The 20,763-nt window shown below is 66.2% G+C and carries 20 protein-coding genes; 5 read left to right on the top strand and 15 right to left on the bottom strand.

The window, feature by feature from the left end; translation table 11 throughout:
• Positions 1-4 precede the first annotated feature (4 nt).
• The 8 genes from tilS to ybgC all read right to left on the bottom strand — a co-directional run bounded on the left by tilS (position 5) and on the right by ybgC (position 7,695).
• Positions 5-1,081, bottom strand: a complete 1,077-nt coding sequence (tilS, locus tag C7450_RS11730; protein ID WP_170147213.1) for a tRNA lysidine(34) synthetase TilS — start codon at positions 1,079-1,081, stop codon at positions 5-7.
• Between the two features lie 28 nt (positions 1,082-1,109).
• Positions 1,110-2,015 carry a tol-pal system protein YbgF gene (ybgF, locus tag C7450_RS11725; RefSeq protein WP_110374618.1) on the bottom strand — a complete coding sequence of 302 codons (906 nt, stop codon included), beginning with the start codon at positions 2,013-2,015 and terminating at the stop codon, positions 1,110-1,112.
• 246 nt (positions 2,016-2,261) lie between these two features.
• Complete coding sequence (gene pal, locus C7450_RS11720) at positions 2,262-2,783, bottom strand: peptidoglycan-associated lipoprotein Pal (RefSeq protein ID WP_110374617.1); 522 nt, start codon at positions 2,781-2,783, stop codon at positions 2,262-2,264.
• A gap of 263 nt (positions 2,784-3,046) precedes the next feature.
• A complete protein-coding gene (gene tolB / locus C7450_RS11715) occupies positions 3,047-4,345 on the bottom strand; it encodes a Tol-Pal system beta propeller repeat protein TolB (RefSeq protein WP_110374735.1) in 1,299 nt (432 codons plus the stop codon).
• 185 nt (positions 4,346-4,530) lie between these two features.
• A complete protein-coding gene (locus C7450_RS11710) occupies positions 4,531-5,718 on the bottom strand; it encodes a hypothetical protein (RefSeq protein WP_146227330.1) in 1,188 nt (395 codons plus the stop codon).
• 4 nt (positions 5,719-5,722) lie between these two features.
• On the bottom strand, positions 5,723-6,175 hold the full coding sequence (gene tolR, locus C7450_RS11705) for a protein TolR (protein WP_110374615.1): 453 nt from the start codon (positions 6,173-6,175) through the stop codon (positions 5,723-5,725).
• 24 nt (positions 6,176-6,199) lie between these two features.
• A complete protein-coding gene (tolQ, locus tag C7450_RS11700; RefSeq protein ID WP_110374614.1) occupies positions 6,200-6,916 on the bottom strand; it encodes a protein TolQ in 717 nt (238 codons plus the stop codon).
• A 320-nt stretch (positions 6,917-7,236) separates the two neighbouring features.
• The gene (gene ybgC / locus C7450_RS11695; protein WP_110374613.1) at positions 7,237-7,695 is read right to left on the bottom strand and encodes a tol-pal system-associated acyl-CoA thioesterase; all 459 of its coding nucleotides are present in this window, start codon (positions 7,693-7,695) and stop codon (positions 7,237-7,239) included.
• A gap of 213 nt (positions 7,696-7,908) precedes the next feature.
• Between ybgC and C7450_RS11690 the strand changes: the two genes are divergently transcribed.
• Positions 7,909-8,346 carry an EamA family transporter gene (locus tag C7450_RS11690; protein ID WP_110374612.1) on the top strand — a complete coding sequence of 146 codons (438 nt, stop codon included), beginning with the start codon at positions 7,909-7,911 and terminating at the stop codon, positions 8,344-8,346.
• A gap of 110 nt (positions 8,347-8,456) precedes the next feature.
• Here C7450_RS11690 and C7450_RS11685 read toward each other — a convergent pair whose 3' ends face one another.
• The 7 genes from C7450_RS11685 to C7450_RS11655 form a co-directional block, all read right to left on the bottom strand.
• Positions 8,457-8,867: a DUF2852 domain-containing protein gene (locus C7450_RS11685; protein ID WP_110374611.1), complete on the bottom strand. Its 411-nt coding sequence runs from the start codon at positions 8,865-8,867 to the stop codon at positions 8,457-8,459.
• Between the two features lie 407 nt (positions 8,868-9,274).
• Positions 9,275-9,913, bottom strand: coding sequence for a TetR/AcrR family transcriptional regulator (locus C7450_RS11680; protein ID WP_110374610.1), 639 nt, complete (start codon positions 9,911-9,913; stop codon positions 9,275-9,277).
• Positions 9,914-9,975: 62 nt separating this feature from the next.
• Positions 9,976-11,013, bottom strand: coding sequence for a Holliday junction branch migration DNA helicase RuvB (ruvB, locus tag C7450_RS11675; protein ID WP_110374609.1), 1,038 nt, complete (start codon positions 11,011-11,013; stop codon positions 9,976-9,978).
• A gap of 530 nt (positions 11,014-11,543) precedes the next feature.
• Positions 11,544-12,161, bottom strand: coding sequence for a Holliday junction branch migration protein RuvA (ruvA, locus tag C7450_RS11670; protein ID WP_110374608.1), 618 nt, complete (start codon positions 12,159-12,161; stop codon positions 11,544-11,546).
• Positions 12,158-12,775, bottom strand: a complete 618-nt coding sequence (locus tag C7450_RS11665; RefSeq protein WP_110374607.1) for a S1 family peptidase — start codon at positions 12,773-12,775, stop codon at positions 12,158-12,160. Before C7450_RS11665 ends, ruvA begins: the two co-directional genes overlap by 4 nt.
• Complete coding sequence (gene ruvC / locus C7450_RS11660) at positions 12,772-13,293, bottom strand: crossover junction endodeoxyribonuclease RuvC (protein WP_110374606.1); 522 nt, start codon at positions 13,291-13,293, stop codon at positions 12,772-12,774. Before ruvC ends, C7450_RS11665 begins: the two co-directional genes overlap by 4 nt.
• Before the next feature lie 56 nt (positions 13,294-13,349).
• Positions 13,350-14,099 carry a YebC/PmpR family DNA-binding transcriptional regulator gene (locus C7450_RS11655; RefSeq protein ID WP_110374734.1) on the bottom strand — a complete coding sequence of 250 codons (750 nt, stop codon included), beginning with the start codon at positions 14,097-14,099 and terminating at the stop codon, positions 13,350-13,352.
• A 434-nt stretch (positions 14,100-14,533) separates the two neighbouring features.
• Between C7450_RS11655 and C7450_RS11650 the strand changes: the two genes are divergently transcribed.
• The 4 genes from C7450_RS11650 (at position 14,534) to C7450_RS11635 (ending at position 20,751) form a co-directional block, all read left to right on the top strand.
• Entirely contained in the window at positions 14,534-15,877 is a 1,344-nt protein-coding gene (locus C7450_RS11650; protein ID WP_170147212.1) for an MFS transporter, read from the top strand.
• Between the two features lie 222 nt (positions 15,878-16,099).
• Positions 16,100-17,335: an efflux RND transporter periplasmic adaptor subunit gene (locus tag C7450_RS11645; RefSeq protein ID WP_110374604.1), complete on the top strand. Its 1,236-nt coding sequence runs from the start codon at positions 16,100-16,102 to the stop codon at positions 17,333-17,335.
• 12 nt (positions 17,336-17,347) lie between these two features.
• The gene (locus C7450_RS11640) at positions 17,348-19,351 is read left to right on the top strand and encodes a MacB family efflux pump subunit (protein WP_110374603.1); all 2,004 of its coding nucleotides are present in this window, start codon (positions 17,348-17,350) and stop codon (positions 19,349-19,351) included.
• Positions 19,348-20,751, top strand: a complete 1,404-nt coding sequence (locus tag C7450_RS11635) for an efflux transporter outer membrane subunit (RefSeq protein WP_110374602.1) — start codon at positions 19,348-19,350, stop codon at positions 20,749-20,751. The genes C7450_RS11640 and C7450_RS11635 overlap by 4 nt, the downstream gene beginning before the upstream one ends.
• The last annotated feature ends 12 nt before the right edge of the window (positions 20,752-20,763 follow it).

Raw genomic sequence — 20,763 nt, 5'->3', positions numbered from 1 at the left:
AAAGTCAAACATGGCGCGACTGTCCCCGCTGACGCGGGCCCTCCCGGGTCAGGCTGACATTCCCGTCCGCTGCCAAGCGTATCACCATTCCCCCAAGAGTTCGTTTAAGCGTCGCGCCGCGCGCACGCGCCTCGGCGAGCCCCTCTCCCAAAGCTTCCAGGCGTTCCAGCCGCAGCTCCTGCGCGCCGGCGGGGACGCCCGCGACCTGCAGGATCGCCCGCCGCAGCAGGCGCAGCCGCACCTCCTCAGCCTCGAGGAAGAGCGCAGGAGCAAGCCGGATCTCGGCCACCGCCCCGGCAGGCTCCGGCAAGCCGCAGCGCAGAGCGGCACGGTCCGCCGCCTGCTCGATGGCATCATCGGCACGCGCGGCCCGGCGTGCCAGCAAGGCGAGCCGTGCGGCGGTCAAGCCCAGCCCTTCCTGCGCATCGGCCCGAATGCGCAACGCACCCCGGGCGAAACGGGGATCGCGATTGGAGGGGTCATCGACGGCCACCAAGCCCATGGCATCCACCAGGGCGACGAGCCGCGCCTTCGGCAGGCCAAGGAGCGGCCGCGCCAGGATCAGGCCCGATGCCATGCGGCTTTCGCGCCGCATGGCAGCCAGGCCGCCGACCCCGCTGCCGCGGACGAGGCGCAGGAGAACCGTCTCGGCCTGGTCGTCTTCGTGATGCGCCGTGACGAGATGCGTCGCGCCGGCATCCCGGGCCGCGATTTCAAGGAGACGATAACGCGCGGCGCGCGCCGCTTCGTGCACGCCCGTCACGGGTTTCGGCCCCTCCCAGCGCAGGGCGCGGTGGACGAGCCCGAAACGCGCGCTCTGCGCGGCCACGGCCTTGATTTCCGCCGCACTCTCCGGCCGCAGGGCGTGATCGACGCTGGCGACTGTGATCGGCGGGGCAGCGACGATCGCCCGCCAACGCCAGGCCATGAGGAGTAGCGCAAGCGAGTCAGGCCCGCCCGACACCGCCAGCACGATGCCTTTGGCATCGCGGAGCGGATCGAGCAACGCCGCGATCTCGCTGTCGGCAAAGCCCGGCAGTGGCTCGCCCATGGGCGAACGAGACGACGGTTCGCGTGTCACCCGGTCGCCCAGCACCGGGGCTGGCGTCTCAGGAACATTTGACGCGTGCACGCTCCCGCGCGACGTTCTGGCGCACATTGGCATCGGCCTGGGGATATTTGCGCCCGACTTCGGCCAGCGTGGCGCAGGCCTGGTCGCGGGCGCCGAGCGCATTCAGCGACACCGCGAGTTTCACCATGCCGGCAGGCGCGCGGCTGCTCTTGCCGTATTCGGTTGTCACCTTGAGATACTGCTCGGCGGCCTCGCGATAGCGCCCGCGGGAGAGATAGCTTTCACCGAGGAGATAGGTTGCATCCGGCACCAGCCGGTCACGGGGATGTGATTGCAGGAACTGGCGAAAGCCCATTTCCGCCCCTTCGTATTCCTTCCGCTGCAGCAGGGACACCGCCGTCTCATACTGCGTGCGCGGATCATCGGTCGTCGTCGCGGCCACGCTCATGCGCTCGCGCGCAGGTGGTGCCGACGCCTGGCGGCCGACGCTCGACAAGTCGAGCGGCGCGTCTGGACGGGTATCCGGCCCGGATTCGTCGATGATGGCGATGCCGCCTGTCGCATCGGGATCAGCCGCGGCGAGATTCGACGGTGACTGGCCGAGCGGACGCGGCGCGCCGGGTTGCCCGGCCTGCGTCGACGGATCGAAGGCATCGCTTCGCTTCTGCGGTGGCCGCTGCGGCGCCGGGCTGCTTCCGCCCTTCCCGCCCAGTTCCTGGAAACGGAATTCCACGTCCTCCTGGAACTTGCGCGTCTGGTCCTGCAGGCGGCGGTTCTCGAACTGGAGCTGTTCAACGCGGCCGGAGAGCTCGCGCACCTGCCCCTCGAGCCGCTGCAAGCGGACGAACATCTCGGAGGCGTCCTGGGCCCGCGCCCCGGCCGCAGCCGAAAGAGCCAGTCCGCAAACGGTCAGGAGCAGAAGCGAACGCTGAACTCTGATCATGAAGAGCCCTACAATGGAGAACCAAGACGAGCGGAGACAATTCGCACTGTCGCGTCAATTCACGAGATCGCGGTACAAAGCGAATTTCCCCATTCCGATCGCCAGGCGGCCGTTGCCGCGAATCCAATGGCTCGCGCGCCGGCCAGCCGACGATCCCGTGGCTTTTACCATAACCCGCCCGGTACGGCCACTTCGCCGGCCATCCTCGCCGCGCCCGGCAGAGGCAGCCGCCCCTGGGGGGCGACGTTACGCCCCGGCCCCGTCAAGCACGGTCACGACACGCCGGTTCTGCGACCAGCAGGAGATGTCGTCGCAGACAGCGACAGGCCGCTCCTTACCATAGGAGATCGTGCGCATGCGCGAGGCGGAAATGCCGCGCGAGGCAAGGTAGTCGCGAACCGTCTGGGCCCGGCGGGCACCGAGCGAGAAGTTGTACTCGCGTGTACCGCGCTCATCCGCGTGCCCTTCAAGGACGAAGGTGTAGCGCGGATATTGCTGCAGCCACTGCGCCTGCTTGTTGAGCGTGGCGATGGCGGTCGGCGTCAGATCGCTCGAATCCGTCTCGAAGAAGACGCGATCGCCGACATTGACCACGAAGTCCTGGGTCGAGCCCGGCGTGCTGGCGCCACCGGCGCCATAGCCACCGGCGCCGCCCGCTCCGCCAAGCCCCGCCTTGTCGGCGTCCTTGGCGCAGGCGGCCATGGCGAGCGTTGCAACGAGGACCGCTGCCAGCTTCATGCTGCGCGGAGATGAGATGTAAGACAGCATCGGGACACTCCAGGACGTCGGCTTGTGCTGCAGTTCGCCCGCCAATACTCCCTTTGCCTGAAACATCCGGCCGGAGAGTGCGGGGCAGAGGAACCGCTCGGTTTGTTACAATTCATGATCCGTCAACCTTGACGGGTCCTTGACGCGGCGAGCCTCCGGCTCGTTTCAAGACCAAAAGGTAAAACAGGGTTAACGGCCGGTGAAGACTGGCCCGAGCCTTGCGGCGCCGCGCCAGTGGCAGCGCCGTCGGGCGGGCATGGACGTCAGCGAATTTCCGTGAGAACGGACGACCAGGCAGGATCAGAGGCGAAGGACGGGGTCGGCACCGGCACGTCTACCCGCCCGGTAATGTCGACCATGAAGAGCCGGCCGCCATTGGCACCGCCGCCATCACGCCACAACATCAGGAACTGGCCGTTCGGCGCCCAGCTCGGGCCTTCGTTGTGGAAGCCTTCCGTCAGGATGCGCTCGCCCGATCCATCCGGCTTCATGATGCCGATGCCGAAACGCCCGCCGCTCTGACGCGTGAAGGCGATATAGTCGCCGCGCGGTGACCAGACGGGCTGGCCATAGGTGCCCTGGCCGAAGGAGATGCGCCGCGCCTCCCCGCCGGAAGCCGGCATCACATACAGCTGCGGCTGGCCGCCACGGTCCGATTCGAAGACGATCTGTGAACCATCCGGCGAGAAGGACGGGCTCGTATCGATGGCGTTGGTGGACGTCAAGCGGGTGGTCGTGCGCGAGCGCAGGTCCATCACATAGATATTGGCGTTACCGCCCTGCTGCAGGCTGAGCAGCAGCCGGCTCCCGTCCGGCGAGAACCGCGGGCTCGACGTCATGTCGGGGAAATTCCCCACCATCTCGCGCTGGTTGGTGTCCAGATTGAGCAACTGGATATGCGGCTGGGCTCCGCGGCGCTGGGCCATATAGGCGATCTCGGAACTCGTCGGCGAGAAGCGCGGCGTGACGACCAGATCCTCGCCGCGCGTGAGGAAACGGACATTGGCGCCGTCCTGATCCATCACGGCAAGACGCTTGCGGCGGTTTTCCTTCGAACCGGACTCGTCGACGAACACCACTTTGGTGTCGAACATGCCCTTGAGGCCGGTTAACCGTGTGAACACCGCGTCCGAGATGATATGCGCGATGCGGCGCCAGTTGGCGGGGTCGGTGAAATACTGCTGGCCGGTGAGCTGTTGCCCGGCCGGAACATCCCACAGGCGGAACTCAACCTTGAGGCGACCAGACCCCTCGCGCGTGACACGGCCGGTCACGAGGCCCTGCACGTTCAGCGCCTGCCAGGCCTGGAACTGGGGCACCGCGTCGAAGCCGGCCACGCTCGCGGGCATGCTCTGGCGATCGATCGGGACGAAATAACCGCAGCGCTTGAGATTGGCGGCAATCACGCCCGCGATCTTTGCGCCAAGATCGCCATCACCGACGAAATCCGTGATCGCCACGGGCAGCGGCTCGAAATTGGCCCGATCGAGCCGGATGGTGATCTCGGCATGGGCCGGCCCGACCACCGCGGCAGCGAGAAACGCAGCCGCGCCGATGGCCATCGCCCGCAGGGCGAGATGCCGCCCACACGCGAGTTCCCGCCGGCCACGTTGCAGCGCCCTCCAGACGACAGCCGCGAGCGAACCCGCGTCGCCGAGGGTGAGGCCAAGACGGTCCCGGCCCAAAAAGCCGGTATCGATGGCGATACCTCGTTCAGGCATCGGATGAAGAAAGGAGAAAATGCGCATCAGCCTAAGAAGTCCTGAGGGTCGGCGACGATATTGAGATCGCGCCAGTCATTCATGAAAGGCGCATACTGAGCGGGGATATGATAAGGCGCGCAGCGCAGGATGGCCCGGCGCAGGCTCTCGGCATAGGACCGAAAGCCCGGGTCGTCAGATGAGTTAGCCACCTTGGGTGAAGCCGCCAGCGAACCATCCGCGCTCAATTCCACGCGAACGATGGGCGAGGTCTTGACCTGCTCCACGCCGGGCGGCGCCGAGAAGCACCGCTGAATCTGTTCCTTCAGCAACCGGCCGATGGCATCCCTCTGGGCCATCGAGAGCTTCGGCGCGTTGGTATTGCTCGTGCCGGCCCCCGTGCGCGTGCCGGCCGACGCCGTACGGCTCACCTCGTGACCGGTCGATGCCGCATTCTGAGCTTTCTCCTTGCTTTGCAAAAGCTTCTGGATGTCGCTCGGGTTGAATTTGCTGCTCGCCTGCTCGGCGGGCTTCGCCGGCTGAGGCTTGGCCTTCGGCTCGCTGCTCTCGATGAGCTTGGCCAAGTCCTGCTTCGGTGGCTCCTGCTTCTTCGGCTCGGGCTTCTGCGGCTCCGGCTTGGGCGCCTCGACCTTCTTCGGCTCCGGCTTCGGCGGCTCAGGCTTCGTCTCGGCCTGCTTCGGCGGCTCCGGCCGTTTCGGCGGTTCCGGCTTCGGCTCCGCTTCCTTCACCGGCTCCGGCTTGGGTGGCTCCGCCTTGACCGGCTCGGGCTTGGGCATCGGCTTCGGCGGCTCGACCTTGGGCGGCTCGACCTTGGGCGGTTCGGGCGTCGGCTCCACCTTTGCCTGCTGCTGCGGAGGCGGCGGCGTCTCGACGGCCTTGGGATCCGGCAAGACCTGCGGCCGCGATGGCGGCGCCGGAACATCACGCGCAGCCTCGCCCGGCACGGGCTTCTCCTCGGCCACCTCGGCGACCTTGTCGGCGCGGGGCTTGGGGTCGGGCTTGACCTCCTTCGCCGATTTGTCGCCGCGCATCATGGCGCCGAACTCACTCGCCGACATCAGCTCGACGGCAACCGACTCCTGCTGGTCCGCGAAAGGCGTGGCCGACGAAAAGGCGACCAGCCCGGCGACGAGAATCGCCGCATGCCCGGTGCCTGATGCGACAAGCCCGGGTTCACGCTTCACAAAACGCAGGATGGCCGATTTCACAGTCACGATATCAGCTTTGCTGGTCCGGTTCGGTGATCAGGGCAACTTTCTTGAAGCCGGCCGCCGTGATCAGGGACATGACCTCGGCAACGCGGCCGTAATTCACGCTCTTGGCGCCGCGCACGTAAATGCGCTGATCCATCCCCTCCTGGGCCTGGGCTTTGAGGCGCGCCACCACATCGGCGGGTTGCACCTCGTCCTCGTTGAGATAGACGCGCCCCTGCGCATTGATGGAGACCGTCAAGGGCTTCTGGTCGACATTGATCGGCTTGGCCGATGTCTGCGGCAGGTCCAGCGGCACACCGGCCGTCAACAGCGGTGCCGCAACCATGAAGATGATCAGCAACACGAGCATGACGTCGATGAACGGCGTCATGTTGATGTCGGCCATGGCCGCATGCTTGCGCCGCCGCCTGCGCCGCCCGCCGCCGCCACCGGCCGATGCTCCGAGAGACATGCCCATGCTGTCCGCTCCCCATGCGCGCCGTCAGGCGGCGACCCGCTCGTCGATCTGCCGTGACAGAATGGCCGAAAACTCGTCCGCGAAGGTCTCCATGCGCCCCTGCGCCTTGGCGGCCTCCGCCTGCAGCTTGTTGTAGGCGATGACGGCCGGGATGGCGGCGAACAGTCCGATCGCCGTGGCGAACAAGGCCTCGGCGATGCCCGGCGCGACGACCGCAAGGCTCGTGTTCTTGGACGCGGCGATCGACTGGAAGGCCGTCATGATGCCCCAGACCGTGCCGAAAAGCCCGATGAACGGTGCTGAAGCCCCGACCGTGGCCAGAACGAGCAGGCGCGCTTCCAGGCGCTCGGTTTCCCGCTGGATGGACACATCGAGCACCTTGTCGATGCGCTGGGACAGGCTCGCCATCGAGCGTCCGCCCCCTTCGAAGGAGCGTTTCCATTCGCGCATTGCGGCCGTGAACAAGGTCGCCAGCCCCTGGGTCGGGCGGTTGTGCAGCGAACGGTAGAGTTCGTCGAGCGATTGGCCCGACCAGAACACCTCTTCGAAGCGGTCCATGGCGCGGCGCGTGCGCGCATAAAGGAGCGATTTATCGACGATGATGGCCCAGCACCACACCGAAGCGGCGATCAGCCCCAGCATCACCAGTTTGACAACGATGTGCGCCTGCCAGAACAACTCCAGCAACGAACCACCGCCCGCATGGGGCAGTGCCGCCTGGGTAACCTCGGCCGGATTCATCGGCTACTCCTTCAATGCGCGGGCCCATCCTCTTCGGCGCGTGTCAAGTCACCACGGTCGAACGGCTTGTGAAATATGGGATGATCCGCGTACCCCTCACTCGCCCCGGAATCTGTCGAAATGAGGGCGCTGCAAAGGGATAGCCAAGGCAGCCCCCTCTCGCGCCCTCCCGATGAGTTAAGCATGAGATAAGGTTAATTTGCAGTTAGCAACGGCCGTGATGATCAAGTCCTGGTCGAACGGCCCGCGGCACCCGAGGCCGCTTCCCCGACCGGCGGTAGACACGGCGACGACGCCCCTTGGACATAAGACACCTGCGATCAGGGCGTGTTGCCGCCGCTCAGAATGCGGCGCAGGGCCTCGGGAATGCGGGCGGGCGCGCCGCCCCGGATAAGCGCGACACGTACATCTGCCGTCACGATCACGTCATTGCCGCGCGTGATGGCCTGGGCGATGACGAGCGAGGCACCGCGCACCTCGGCCATGCGCGTTTCCACTTCGACCACGTCGTCCATACGCGCCGGACGGATGAAGTCGATCGTCATGCGGCGCACGGCGAAGGCCAGGCCCTGCCCTTCGTCGTGGAGCACGGACTGGTCGACGCCCGCGAGCCGCAGGAAATCCGTCCGTCCGCGCTCCAGAAAACGCAAATATCCGGCATGATAGACGATGCCCGAGAAATCCGTATCCTCGTAGTAGATGCGCACGGGCAGGCGATGAACACCGTCGCTCAACTGGCCGGCGAGGTAGGAAAAATCGGTGCGTTGCGTTTCACTCATCGGATATCCAAAACCTGATCTGGCGCTTTTGACATCGCGGCCACGCGTCCGGGCAGGGCGCCCCGAATGCGGCGGCTCGTCTGCCGCTGGCCCGGAACCGGTGATACGAATTTCGGCGGGATCACACCAGAGGCCCATCGAACCCATGGCCCCCTTAACCTCATGGTCCCCTTAACCTCATGGGACCCCTAACCTCATGGGACCCTTCACCTCATGAAACCCTTCGTTCTCACCTGGCAGTTCTGGGCGCTGATGTCCGCCGCCTTCGCAGCCGCAACCGCCATCCTCGCCAAGATCGGCGTGAGCGAGGTAAATTCCGACTATGCCACCTTCATCCGTACCATCGTCATCCTCATCACGGTCGCGGCCTTGCTGATGGCGACCGGTCAATGGCAGTCGCCCGGCTCGGTTCCCGCCCGAACTTATGTCTTCCTCGCCCTCTCGGGCCTGGCGACCGGCGCCTCCTGGCTATGCTACTTCCGCGCGCTGAAGCTCGGCGACGCCGCACGCGTCGCTCCCCTCGACAAGATGAGCGTGGTCCTCGTCGCGATTTTCGGCGTCCTGTTCCTCGGCGAGAAACTGTCCGGCACCAACTGGCTCGGCGTCGTCATGATTGCAGCGGGCGCGGTCCTCATCGCCTATCGCGCGTGAAGGACGGGGAGCCACCCGGGCAAAAAAAAGCCGCGCTCTGACGAGCGCGGCGTTGTCTTTGTGGGAACGGGTCCCATCAGGCCACCCGCCCGGGCCGGCAGGCGTCGAGATCAAGCCTGCGATTCCGGCTGCGAAGGCGGCGTCTGCGGGCGGTTGCGCCGGTCCGCCATGAACTGGTCGAACTCGGCCTTGTCCTTGGCGAGCCTCAGGCGCTCGAGGAAGTCGCGGAATTCGCGCTGTTCGTCTTCCAGCCGGCGCAGCGTTTCCTCGCGATACTCGTCGAAGGCGCGGTTGCCGCTCGACGGCGGGCCGCCCCACCGGCCGCCCCAGCGCTGCCCATCATCCCGGCGGAACGCCCAAGGGCCAAAACCACCGCACCTGCTACCGCGTCCCATACGTCCACTCCATATCGAGAAGGCGAGGACCGCCAGGCCCAAAGGCCACCAGGCAATGAAGCCGAGCACCATGAGGGCGATCCAGGCCGGTTTGCCAAATTCATCCAGCTTCGCTGCGAGCTGCATCACCGTCCGTCCTCTGTGAATGTTAATCACATTTACATAGTTAGATCGGGTTGGCCGTTCTGTCAATAATGGGCATTGAAAAATCGCAGAAACCAACGGCGTCCGGTGTCGCTGCCACGCGCCACGTGACGGGAGGCGCCCGTCAGCGATGCGGCGCGCAAGCCGGCGACCTTGGCGACGATAGGCGCCGAAACGTCCGACACGATGTCGGGATCATGCGCGAAATATGGCGGTCAAGGGCTGGCCGGCGTTGGCGTTCCCTCTCCCGGTCGGGAGAGGGACAGGGTGAGGGTTGGCTGGCAGAGATCAGGGCCGGGCAGACCCCTCACCGGGCAGCAAAGCCGCCGATCGCGCCCGCTGCCGGGGAGAGACCAAGCCAGCGCCATTCGCCTGGCCTTTGACGTCGATCAACCCGACTGCGGCGCCCCGCCCAATCCCTTGAGATAGATAAGAAATCCTGCCTCCAAAAGGTCCTCCGGCGCCATCGGCAGCTTGCGCCGCGCGGCATCGGCCCGGCCGAACAGGCTCGCCACCCCATGCGCCATGGACCAGATGTGCAGCGCGACCATGAGCGCGGGCGGACGCCCCGGCGACGGCATCGCAGCGACGAGCACCTCGGCGCCCTGGCGCAACACGCCGAAGGCACGTTCGGCCGCCTGCTGGAGCTCGGCACTGGCGTCCGCGGGCAGGCCGGATTCGAACATGGCCACATAGAGCGCCGGATTATCCCGGGCAAAGGCGAGGTAAGCCTTACCCATGCGCTCGAAGGCCTGGGCAGGCTGGGGGCCGCCGTCGCTCCACGCCGTCTGGAGCGCCTCGGCAAACTGCGCGAATCCAGAGGCGGCGACGGCGGCCAGAAGCTCGTCCCGGTCACGGAAATGGCGATACGGCGCAGCCGGACTGACGCCCGCGCGCCGCGCCGCCTCGGCGAAGGTCGCGCCCGCCGTGCCTTTCTCGTTGATCAGGTCGAGCGCCGCCTGCATCAGGGCCTCCCGGAGGTTGCCGTGATGATAGCCGCGCGGACCATCCTTCTTGGACCAGCTCATGCCTTTTTGGACCCGCTCATGTGATGAGGCTTTACATGACGGAAGCGCGGCCGTCGACAGGCTCAATCGCCTTCGTCGAACAGCGGCATCTGCGGGCCCTCCCGCGAGGGCTCGGCCAAGCCGAGATGGCGGAAGGCATGGGGCGTCAACATGCGCCCGCGCGGGGTGCGCTGCACGAAGCCTTTCTGGATGAGAAAGGGCTCGATGATCTCCTCGATCGCATCCCGCGGCTCCGACAGGGCGGCCGCGATCGTCTCGATACCCACCGGGCCGCCGCCGAAGGAGGTGGCGATCATCGTGAGATAGCGCCGGTCCATGAGGTCGAGCCCGACCCCGTCGACGTCGAGCAGGCTGAGCGCCTTGTCGGCGACGCTGCGCGTGACCGTGGCATCGCCGTCGACCAGCGCGAAGTCGCGCACGCGCCTGAGAAGGCGGCCAGCGATGCGCGGCGTGCCGCGCGCGCGGCGGGCGATCTCGTTGGCACCGTCAGCGCTCATGCCGATGCCGAGCACCCGCGCCCCGCGTGTCACGATGAGCTCCAGTTCCTCCACCGTGTAGAACTGCAGGCGGATGGGAATGCCGAAACGATCGCGCAGCGGCGTCGTCAGGAGGCCCTGGCGCGTCGTGGCGCCGACGAGCGTGAATTTCGGCAGGTCGATCTTGACTGAACGCGCCGCCGGCCCCTCGCCGATGATGAGGTCGAGCTGGTAATCCTCCATCGCGGGATAGAGGATTTCTTCGACCGCCGGGTTGAGGCGGTGAATCTCGTCGATGAAGAGCACGTCGCGCTCTTCCAGATTGGTGAGCTGCGCCGCGAGATCGCCGGCCTTGGCGATCACGGGGCCGGAGGTCGAGCGGAAATTGACGCCGAGCTCCCGCGCGACGATCTGCGCCAGCGTCGTCTTGCCGAGGCCCGGCGGCCCCACGAACAGCACATGGTCGAGCGCATCGCCGCGCGTCTTGGCCGCTTCGATGAACACGCCAAGATTGGCGCGCGCCGCCGCCTGGCCGATGAATTCACCCAGCGCCAGCGGGCGCAGCGACATCTCCTGGTCGTCGTCACGCTTCTCGGCGGTCACAAGGCGGGAAGGTGTTGTCACCGTAAGGCACTCCTGACCCGTGCGCTGAAGAGCCCGAAACCGGCCGTTTCGGCAAAGACATGGAAATTTGATCGCATCACCGCACGCTTTGCCCGGCAGCTGATGCCAACGGGTCGCGTCGCGTTGCGACGCCTGCGCCGGTCCACAGCCCTATAGCTCTTGTCGTCCCCTCTATGAAATCCAGGATTATCATGCTGTGCAGAACGCATCGAGTGAGGCTTGCCGGCGTGTGGCTCGTGCTTGCAGTGGCATGGCCTTACGCCGTTTCCGCGGACTTTCGGCGTCAGTCCGGGCCGGAAACCACCCCTCCGGTCCCCTATGATGGGCGAGCGGGCGAATGCGAGCGTTGGATGCCGGGACATTGTCCGGACACGAAAGGCCCACGGTCGCTCTCTCCGCCGGATACGCCCTCTTCTGCCCCTGCCCGGCCGTTTCCTTCAGCCAAGGACCTTCCGTCAGCCAAGGACCTCCCGCCCGGCATGCGCCTGCCGGGCGATGAAACAAGACAGCCCCGGCGTCGATTCCCCCCATCATCGCGCTAGTTCTTTCAAGCCAAGGCGGATCAGGGTGGCGGTCGGCGCATCGTCGCCGCCCTGCCGCATGGCTGCCGCGATAGCCGCCGCCGCTTGCGGCTGGCCATAGCCGAGATTGACCAGCGCCGAGATGGCATCCGCCGCCGGCTGCGGCGCGCGCCGATCCTCGACGGCAACGGCGAGGCTCGCGACGATCGGATCGACGGCGCCGAAGGCCGGCGCCTTGTCCTTCAGCTCCGCGACGAGGCGGGCGGCAAGCTTCGGGCCGACGCCGGGCGCCCGCGCCACCGCCGTCTTGTCCGCCATGGCAATGGCCGTGCCGAGCGCGCCGGGATCGAGCACGGACAGGATGGCGAGCGCCACCTTGGCACCGACGCCCTGGACCGTCTGCAGGATGCGAAACCACTCCCGCTCGGCGTCCGAACGGAACCCGTAGAGCCGGATCATGTCCTCGCGGACGTGGGTTTCGATGGCGAGCGTTGCGGCCTCTCCCGCCGGCGGCAGATTCTGCAGGGTGCGCGTCGAGCAATGCACGACATAGCCGACACCCCCCACGTCGATGATGACGAAATCCTCGCCATAGGAATCGACGAGCCCCTTCAACTTGCCGATCATGACGCGAGAGCCTCCTCAAGGAGCTCTCGAACGAGAGCAGAGCTATAAGCTGACGAAAACCCACATTCTTTTGGGCAATCGTGAGTCAACACCCCAATCAGATTGTAATTTGAGCCGTCAGAAGATGAAGGCGAGGATATGGAGAAAACCGGCCCACCTGAAAAACCCTTAGCAATTGGGGCATCGACATAAAATTGGTGACCATCGAGTTGCGCGATGATTCCCTTTTTGCAGAACGGATTGAGCTCGCGTCCACGTTGAGTTCGCGTTTCGATTTGAGCTCCGTGGGGGAAGCCAAACAGGAAAACGTCCTGTGTATAAAAGCTCTTTGATGGATCTATCGAAAATGAAATACTTGGCCAAGTGGCCTCGCACTTCACCTCGACGAGAGCGATATCAGCGCCAGATTCACGCTGGAACTTCGCGACCACGGGGATCTTGTCAGCCCATAACCGTCCTGCAATATCCAACGCCTGCGTCTTATGCACATACGCAACCACGTGCCTTGCAGTGAGTATGAACCCTCGACCCGAAAAACTCAGGAATAAGCCCGTTCCGATTTCACCCGCCGCATCAATCCGGACAATTCGATCCAGAATATCTTGTCCGATCATGATGCGCTCTCCAGAACCCGCCGCGCCAGGGCCCGCGCCTGCCTGTGCTGGGCGTGCGTGATGGCAACCGCGAGGGCATCGGCGGCGTCGGCCGTTTTGGGCGTGGCCTTCGGCAGGAGCACGCGCACCATGGCACCGACCTGCGCCTTCTCGGCGTGGCCGACGCCGACCACCGTCTTCTTGACGAGATTGCTCGCATATTCAGCGACAGACAGATCCGCGAGCGCCGGCACCAGGAGCGCGATGGCGCGCGCATGCCCGAGCTTCAGGGTTGCCTGGGCATCCTTGTTGACGAAGGTTTCCTCGACCGCGACCTCATGCGGCGCGTGGCGCTCCAGCACCTCCGTGAGGCCGATATGCAGCTCGCGCAAACGCTCCGCCAGGCTCAGCTTGCCGTTGGACTCCACGCAGCCGCAGGCGACGAAGGACAGTCGCGAGCCCTCTGCCACGACAACGCCCCACCCCGTGCGGCGCAAGCCGGGATCGATACCCAGGATTCGAATCGGACGGATCGCCATGCCGGGAGCTTAGCGGAAACAAAATAAGAACACACCAGCCCCCCGGGCTGGAATGCTCATGAATCCGCAAGCTTCGCCAGGAACGCGTCCGAGAACTCGAAATTACCATAGACGTTCTGCACGTCGTCATGGTCCTCGAGCGTCTCCATCAGGCGCATGAGCTTCTCGGCGGTCTCGTCGTCGACGGCGACCGGCGTCTGCGGCTTCCAGATGAGCTTGGACTTGCGCGGCTCGCCGAAATGGCCTTCGAGCACCTTGGAGACTTCGGCCAGCGCGCCCTGCTCGCAATAGACCTCGTGCCCGTCCTCGCTGGACAGCACATCGTCAGCACCGGCATCGACCGCAGCCTCGAGCATGGCATCCGCGGAAGCGACGCCCGCATCGAACTCGATGAGCCCGACGCGATCGAACATGAAGGCCACCGCTCCGGTCTCGGCGAGGTTCCCGCCGGCCTTGCCGAAATAGGAGCGGACGTCGGAGGCGGTGCGGTTGCGGTTGTCCGTCATCGCCTCGACGATGAGCGCCGCGCCGCCGGGGCCATAGCCCTCGTAGCGGATTTCCTCGTAGTTCTCACCGTCGCCGCCGGCCGCCTTCTTGATGGCGCGCTCGATATTGTCCTTCGGCATGTTCTCGGCGCGGGCGGCCAGGATGGCGGCGCGCAGGCGCGGGTTCATGTTCGGGTCGGGCAGACCGAGCTTGGCCGATACGGTGATTTCCCGCGCGAGCTTGGAGAAGAGCTTGGACCGGACGGCGTCCTGTTTGCCTTTCCGGTGCATGATATTCTTGAACTGTGAATGTCCGGCCATGGTCTGCTCCGGCTGGCGGATCGGCCCACGGCGCAAACGGCCGCGTGCTGCGATCCCGTATGAAGGAAATGTGGCGGCCTTATAGGCCGGGAAAGCCGGAAAATAAAGGCATCGCCCATGCATTCCTGAGATGGGCTGAAGCCATGCGAAATCAGCGCTTGTCGCAGATTGCGCAAAACGATAGAGCCGCATTGGAGTTTCAGTGGCTTCGTGAGACGGCGGCCACACCCTATGGACCAGGAATGACGCTTTCCAGCAACGATGCGGGCAAGGACGATCAGCGCTCCAGGGACGGCCAGGAGGCCAGGGGGCCTCACGCGGGACCATCCTCCGGCGCGTGTCCGGATAGGGATGCGAAAGGCGAGACGCCACGGAGCGGGGATTCCCCGGCCGGGCATGATGTTGCGACGCCCGCCAATTCACCGAAGCCGGCCGTGAGCGAAGAAGGCCTGCCCCGTACCGCGCGCAACCTCGCCTTCATCGCCATTGCCGCGTCGGTGAGCCTCTCGGTGATTGACGGCACGGCCGTCAATATCGCGCTTCCCCACATGGCGCGCGACCTTAATGTACCCGCCGCGCAGGCCATCTGGCTCGTCAATATCTACCAGCTCGCGGTGACGATCGCCTTGCTGCCCTTGTCCGCCCTGGGTGACAGCCACGGCTACAAGCGTGTCTACTGTGCGGGCCTCACGATCTTCACGCTCGCCTCGGTGCTGTGCGCCGCAGCACCATCGTTCGAGGTTCTTCTGGTGGGCCGCGCCATCCAGGGTCTCGGCGCGGCCGGCGTCATGAGTGTGAATTTCGCCCTGGTGCGTTTCATCTATCCGCCCCATCTGCTCGGCCTTGGCGCGGGGCGCATGGCGGTGGTCGTCGCTCTGTCGATCGCCTCGGGGCCGACGATCGGCGCCGCCATCCTCTCCGTGGCATCGTGGCACTGGCTGTTCCTCCTCAACGTTCCGATCGGCCTTTTCGCATTGGCCGCATCGCTGCGCCATCTGCCGCTGACCCCGCGATCCGGACGGCCCTTCGATGCGATCAGTACCCTGCTCTATGCGGTGGTGATCGGCCTGTTCGTCCGTGGCGTCAGCACCATCGGGGGCGCGGCGGACCGAACCCTGCCAATCGCGGAAATCGCCGTATCCATCGTCGTCGGCGTGTTCTTCGTGCGCAGGCAGCTCAAGCTTCCGCTCCCGCTCCTGCCGATCGACCTCTTGAAACGGCCGATATTCAGCCTGTCGATCCTGACCTCGATCTCATCCTTCGCAACCCAGGCGATGACCTTCCTGGCGCTTGCCTTCTATCTGCAGGACAGCCTCGGCTGGCCAGTCATCCAGGCCGGTTTCGTGATGACGGCCTGGCCTGTGGCGGTCGCCTGCACCGCGCCCCTTGCCGGCCGTCTGGCCGACCGTTACCCCCCACCCTATGTCTCGTCGGCGGGCCTCATCCTGATGACGCTCGGTATCGCCCTGCTCGCCATGCTGCCCGCGGCGGCCACCACGACGGATATTCTCTGGCGGCTGGCCTTCGCGGGTATCGGATTCGGGCTGTTTCAGACGCCGAACAACATGACCATCGTGATGGCCGCCCCGCGGTCGCGCAGCGGCAGCGCCAGCGGCATGCAGTCATCCGCCCGCCTCGTCGGCCAGACCCTCGGGGTCGCCGGCGTCGCAGCCGTGTTCGGCCTCATTGGGAGCGGCGCTCCGACGGCCGTGCTCGTCATAGCCGCCGTCACCTCCGGCGTGGCGGCAATTTTTGGCGCCATCCGCACGCAAGCCTAGGCTTTTTGCGGCCGCGTTTCCGCCGCCTTGGTCGCGCCGCACGTAATGTTTACAAAAATTTAATGCGATTTCGACGTACGCACCTATCGGCCGCTATTGATATTGCCGGCATATCTCATCAATCAGAGATCATGGGCTGTGCGCGTCGAATGAGACAGCCGACGGACTGACCCAGCTTCGGGATGTTCCGGTGGACGTGACAGACGGCGGATCCGACAACTGATGGCCGAGAGCACCAATCCATCGTCGAATGACACGGCGCGGCCCGCCCCGGTCAAGCGCCGCAGGCGTTCGCGCTGGCGCCCTCTCCTCATTGCAATTGTCCTCCTCGCCGCCGGTGGCGGGGCCCTTGGCTACTTCCGCACCGCCTCGGACGCCGAGGCGCAGGCAGAGCCGGTGACCGCGCTCGCGGTGCGCGGCGATATCGAAGACGCGGTCTCGGCCCTGGGGAACATCCAGCCACGGGACTACGTGGATGTCGGCGCCCAGGTGTCAGGCCAGCTCAAGCAGATCCACGTCGTGGTGGGCCAGGACGTGCCCAACAATTTCCTGCTGGCCGAAATCGATCCCGTGGTCCTCGTGGCGCGGGTGGAGGGCGGGCGCGCCCAGCTCGCGAGCCTCAAGGCCCAGCTCGTCGATCGGCAGGCGCAGGCGACGCTTGCCGGCCTGGTCTTTGAGCGGCAGGGCAAGCTCCGTCGCGACAAGGCGACGAGCGAGGAAGCCTATGAGAGCGCCGATGCCGCGGCGCGCTCGGCCGCCGCGCAGGTCGACATGCTGAAGGCCCAGATCAGCCAGGTCGAATCGACGATCCGTGGAGACGAGGCGACACTCGGCTACACCAAGATCTATGCGCCCATGGCGGGGACGGTGGTGTCCCTGACCGCGCGCAAGGGCCAGACGCTCAACACCAACCAGCAGGCCCCCATCATCCTGCGCATCGCCGATCTGTCGACCATGACCATCTGGACCCAGGTGTCGGAGGCCGACGTGTCGCGGCTCAAGCTCGGCATGAAGGCCTATTTCAACACGCTCGGCACGCCGCAGCGACGCTGGACGGGCAGGCTCCGGCAGATCATGCCGACGCCCGAGGTCGTCAATAACGTCGTGCTCTACACGGCCCTGTTCGACGTCGCCAACCCGAAGCAGGAATTGATGACGCAGATGACCGCGCAGGTCTATTTCGTCGTGGGGGAAGCCCATGACGTCGTGACCGTGCCGTTCTCCGCGGTGAAACGCAGCGGCCGCGAGCGGAAGGCGACCGTCGATGTCGTCGGCGAAGACGGCGCCATCGAGACACGCCCCGTCGAAGTCGGCGTGACGAACCGCGTTCTGGCTGAAATCCGCTCGGGCATCACGCCCGGCGAACGCGTGGTGATCGGCAACCGCGCGGCAGAGCCACGCACGGCGCAGGGCAACCGGCCCGGCGGTTCCCCCGGCCTGCCCCGCATGCGCTTCTGACCCGGGCATGCCATGAACGCCGAGCCCGATCCTCACCAACCTCGAGCCAAGCCGGAGGGAATAGTTCAGCCCCTGATCGCGCTCGAGGACATCACCAAGGTCTATGTGACCGAGGGTGGGGTCCGGGCCGAAGCGCTGAAGGGCATCTCGCTCACCATCTATCCCGGCGAGTTCGTGGCCATCGTCGGCTCCTCCGGCTCCGGCAAGTCGAGCCTGATGAACATCCTCGGCTGTCTCGACCGGCCCACCTCCGGCCGCTACCGCTTCGCCGGACGCGACGTGGAAGACCTGTCGCGCGATGAGCTCGCCCAGCTTCGCCGGCACGAATTCGGCTTCGTGTTCCAGAGCTACAACCTCATCGCCAATGCCACGGCCGTCGAGAATGTGGAGATACCGGCGATCTATGCGGGCCGACCGGCGGCCGAGCGCCACGAGGCGGCGGAGACGATCCTGACGGACCTCGGGCTTGGCGAACGCTTGCATCACCTGCCGAACCAGCTCTCCGGCGGCCAGCAGCAGCGCGTCTCGATCGCCCGCGCCCTCATGAACGACGGCCGCGTGATCCTCGCGGACGAACCGACCGGCGCGCTGGACAGCAAGAGCGGCCAGCAGTTGCTCGATCTCATGAAACGCCTTTCCGACGAAGGCCGCACCATCATCCTGATCACCCATGACCGCAGCGTCGCCGCGCAAACCCGGCGCGTCGTCGAAATCCAGGACGGCCGCATCCTGTCCGATACGGGCAACGACTTCGCCTCGCTCGACCATGCGGCGCTTCACGGCCTTGCCGCCCATCCCGCGCCGGAAATGAGCCATGCGGCCGGCCAGATGGCGGAAGCGGCCAAGATGGCCATGCGCGCGCTCGGCACAAACCCGTTCCGCACCGTGCTCACGCTGCTCGGCATCATGATCGGCGTCGCCTCGGTCATCGCCATGCTGGCTGTCGGCGAGGGTGCCAAGCAGAACGTGCTTGCGCGCGTTTCCGCAATGGGGAGCAACCTTCTCCTGGTGCGGCCGGGCGCGCCGAACCAGCGCTTCTCCGCGGGCGGATCGGTGACGAGCCTCATACCCGCGGATGCGGAGGCCATCGCCAAGCTGGACAATATCGTCGTCGCCGTGCCTGAAATCTCCTCATCCGTCACGGTGCGCGGCGGGCGCGTGGACTACAGCACCCAGACCACCGGCACGACCGCGGATTATCCGGTCGCCCAGCGCTGGGATATCGCGCGCGGCACCTTCTTCACGGCTGAGGATGCGGCGAGCTATGCCGCGGTCGTCGTACTCGGCACCACCGTCGCCACCATTCTCTTTCCCGACGGCGAGGACCCGCTCGGGCGGTTCATCATCATCAACAACGTCCCCTTCCAGATCATCGGCGTGCTCGCGCCCAAGGGCGCCAACACCGGCGGGCGCGACATGGACGACGTCATGATCGTCCCGATCACCACCGGCAGCCTGCGCATCTTCGGCCGGCGCCATGTCCAGTCGGTCACCGTCGCCGTCGCGGACACAAGCCGGATCGACCAGAGCGAGACCGACGTGCGCGCCCTCCTCACCGACCGGCACGGCAGAGAGGATTTCCAGATCCGCAACATGGCGTCACTGATCGAAACCGTCTCGGCGACAGCCAACACCATGACAGTGCTGCTTGGCTCCATCGCCGCCATATCGCTGCTCGTCGGCGGGATCGGTGTCATGAATGTCATGCTGATGAGCGTGACCGAACGCACGCGCGAGATCGGCATCCGCATGGCGACCGGTGCCGCGACGCGCGATATCCTCAGCCAGTTCATGACGGAAGCCTTCGTCATATCGGCCTGCGGCGGCATCGCCGGCATCGCGCTCGGCTTCCTTGCGGCCTGGGTCACGACGCTGACCGGCCTGTCGGTGCAGCTCACCGCCGGTCCGGTCCTGCTCGCCTTCGGTTGTGCCGTCAGCACGGGCTTCCTCTTCGGTCTCGCCCCGGCGATCAAGGCCTCGCGGCTTGATCCCGTCGTCGCGCTCGCCAACGAATGACGATCAGGCGCATCATCCATTTCGGCTGCGGCGCGGCCCTCATGACCTCGCTCGCGGGATGCATCGGCACGCCCGCGGAGAAGCCGGCGGTCGCCGAACCGCGCGGCTGGAGCGCGCCGGTGGCCAACGGTGCCCCAACCTGGCCGGCGCCGGAGTGGTGGAGCGGCTTCGGCAGCCGCGAGCTCGACAGGGTCGTCGTCACCGCCCATGCCAACAACACGGACATCGCCATCGCCGCGACGCGCATCCTCCAGGCTGAGGCGCGCACGCGCATCGTCGGCGCGGCGCTGTTCCCGCGAATCAGTTTCAACGCCGATGCGGCGCTGCGCGGCAACGCCGGCAACAGCAGCGTCACACGCTCATACGGAGCGGGCATCGGCGGCAGTTACGAGGTCGATCTCTGGGGGCGCCTCCGCGCCAACGAATCGGCCGCCCAGGCCCTGCTCCGTGCCAGCACCGCGGACCAGAGCACCGTCGCGCTGAGCATCACCGCGGACGTGGTGAACAACTATCTCATCGTGCTGTCGCTGCGCGACCGGCTCCGCATTGCCCGCTCCAACCTCGCCAATGCCCAGAGTGTGCTCACCACGATCGAGGCCCGGGTCCGGGCGGGCGCGGGAACGGATCTCGATCTGGCCCAGCAGCGGGCTGTCATCGCTGGCCAGGAGGCCGCGCTGCCCCAGCTCGAACGGCAGGAGTTCGAGGCCCGCTCGGCGCTGGCGGTCCTGCTCGATCAGCCCCTCGACACGTTGACGGTCGTCGGCGGTTCTCTCTCCGGCATCCGCGCGCCGCAGGTCAAGCCCGGCCTTCCATCCGGCCTCCTGACACGGCGCCCCGACATCAAAGCGGCGGAAGAGCGCCTGGCTGCGGCGGGAGCCGACGTGCAGGCGGCCCGCGCCGCCTTTTTCCCGACCATCAGCCTCACCGGCAGCAGCAATCTCGCAAGCGCTGCCCTCACCGCCCTGTTCAGCGGCGGCAGCTATTCCTATGGCCTCGCCGCCGGGCTGGTGCAGCCGATCTTCGAAGGCGGGCGGCTGATCGCCGAACGGGATCTGGCGCTCGCCAGCCAGCAGGAGCTCGTCGCCAGCTACCGGGCGGTGATCGCCTCTGCCTTCGCCGACGTCAGCGTCGCGCTCAAGGCCGTCGAAACGCTCAACCGGCAGGCTGTCTTCGTCGCCGAACAGCAGCGACAGGCGCAGATCGCCTTCCGGCTCGCCGACGCCCGCTACCGCGCCGGCGCCACGGATCTCATCACCTTGCTCGACGCACAGCGCACCCTGTTTCAGGCCGAAGACCAGATGGCGGTTGTGAATCTCCAGCGCCTGCAGGCCAGCGTCGGGCTGTTCAGGGCGCTGGGCGGCGGCTGGCAGGCAATGCCGGGGGTTGCGGCGAGCCGATAGAAATCAGCCCCG

Origin of the sequence: Chelatococcus asaccharovorans, assembly GCF_003201475.1 — a bacterium.
Lineage (GTDB): Bacteria > Pseudomonadota > Alphaproteobacteria > Rhizobiales > Beijerinckiaceae > Chelatococcus > Chelatococcus asaccharovorans.
This window is presented reverse-complemented; position numbering and strand designations above follow the sequence as displayed.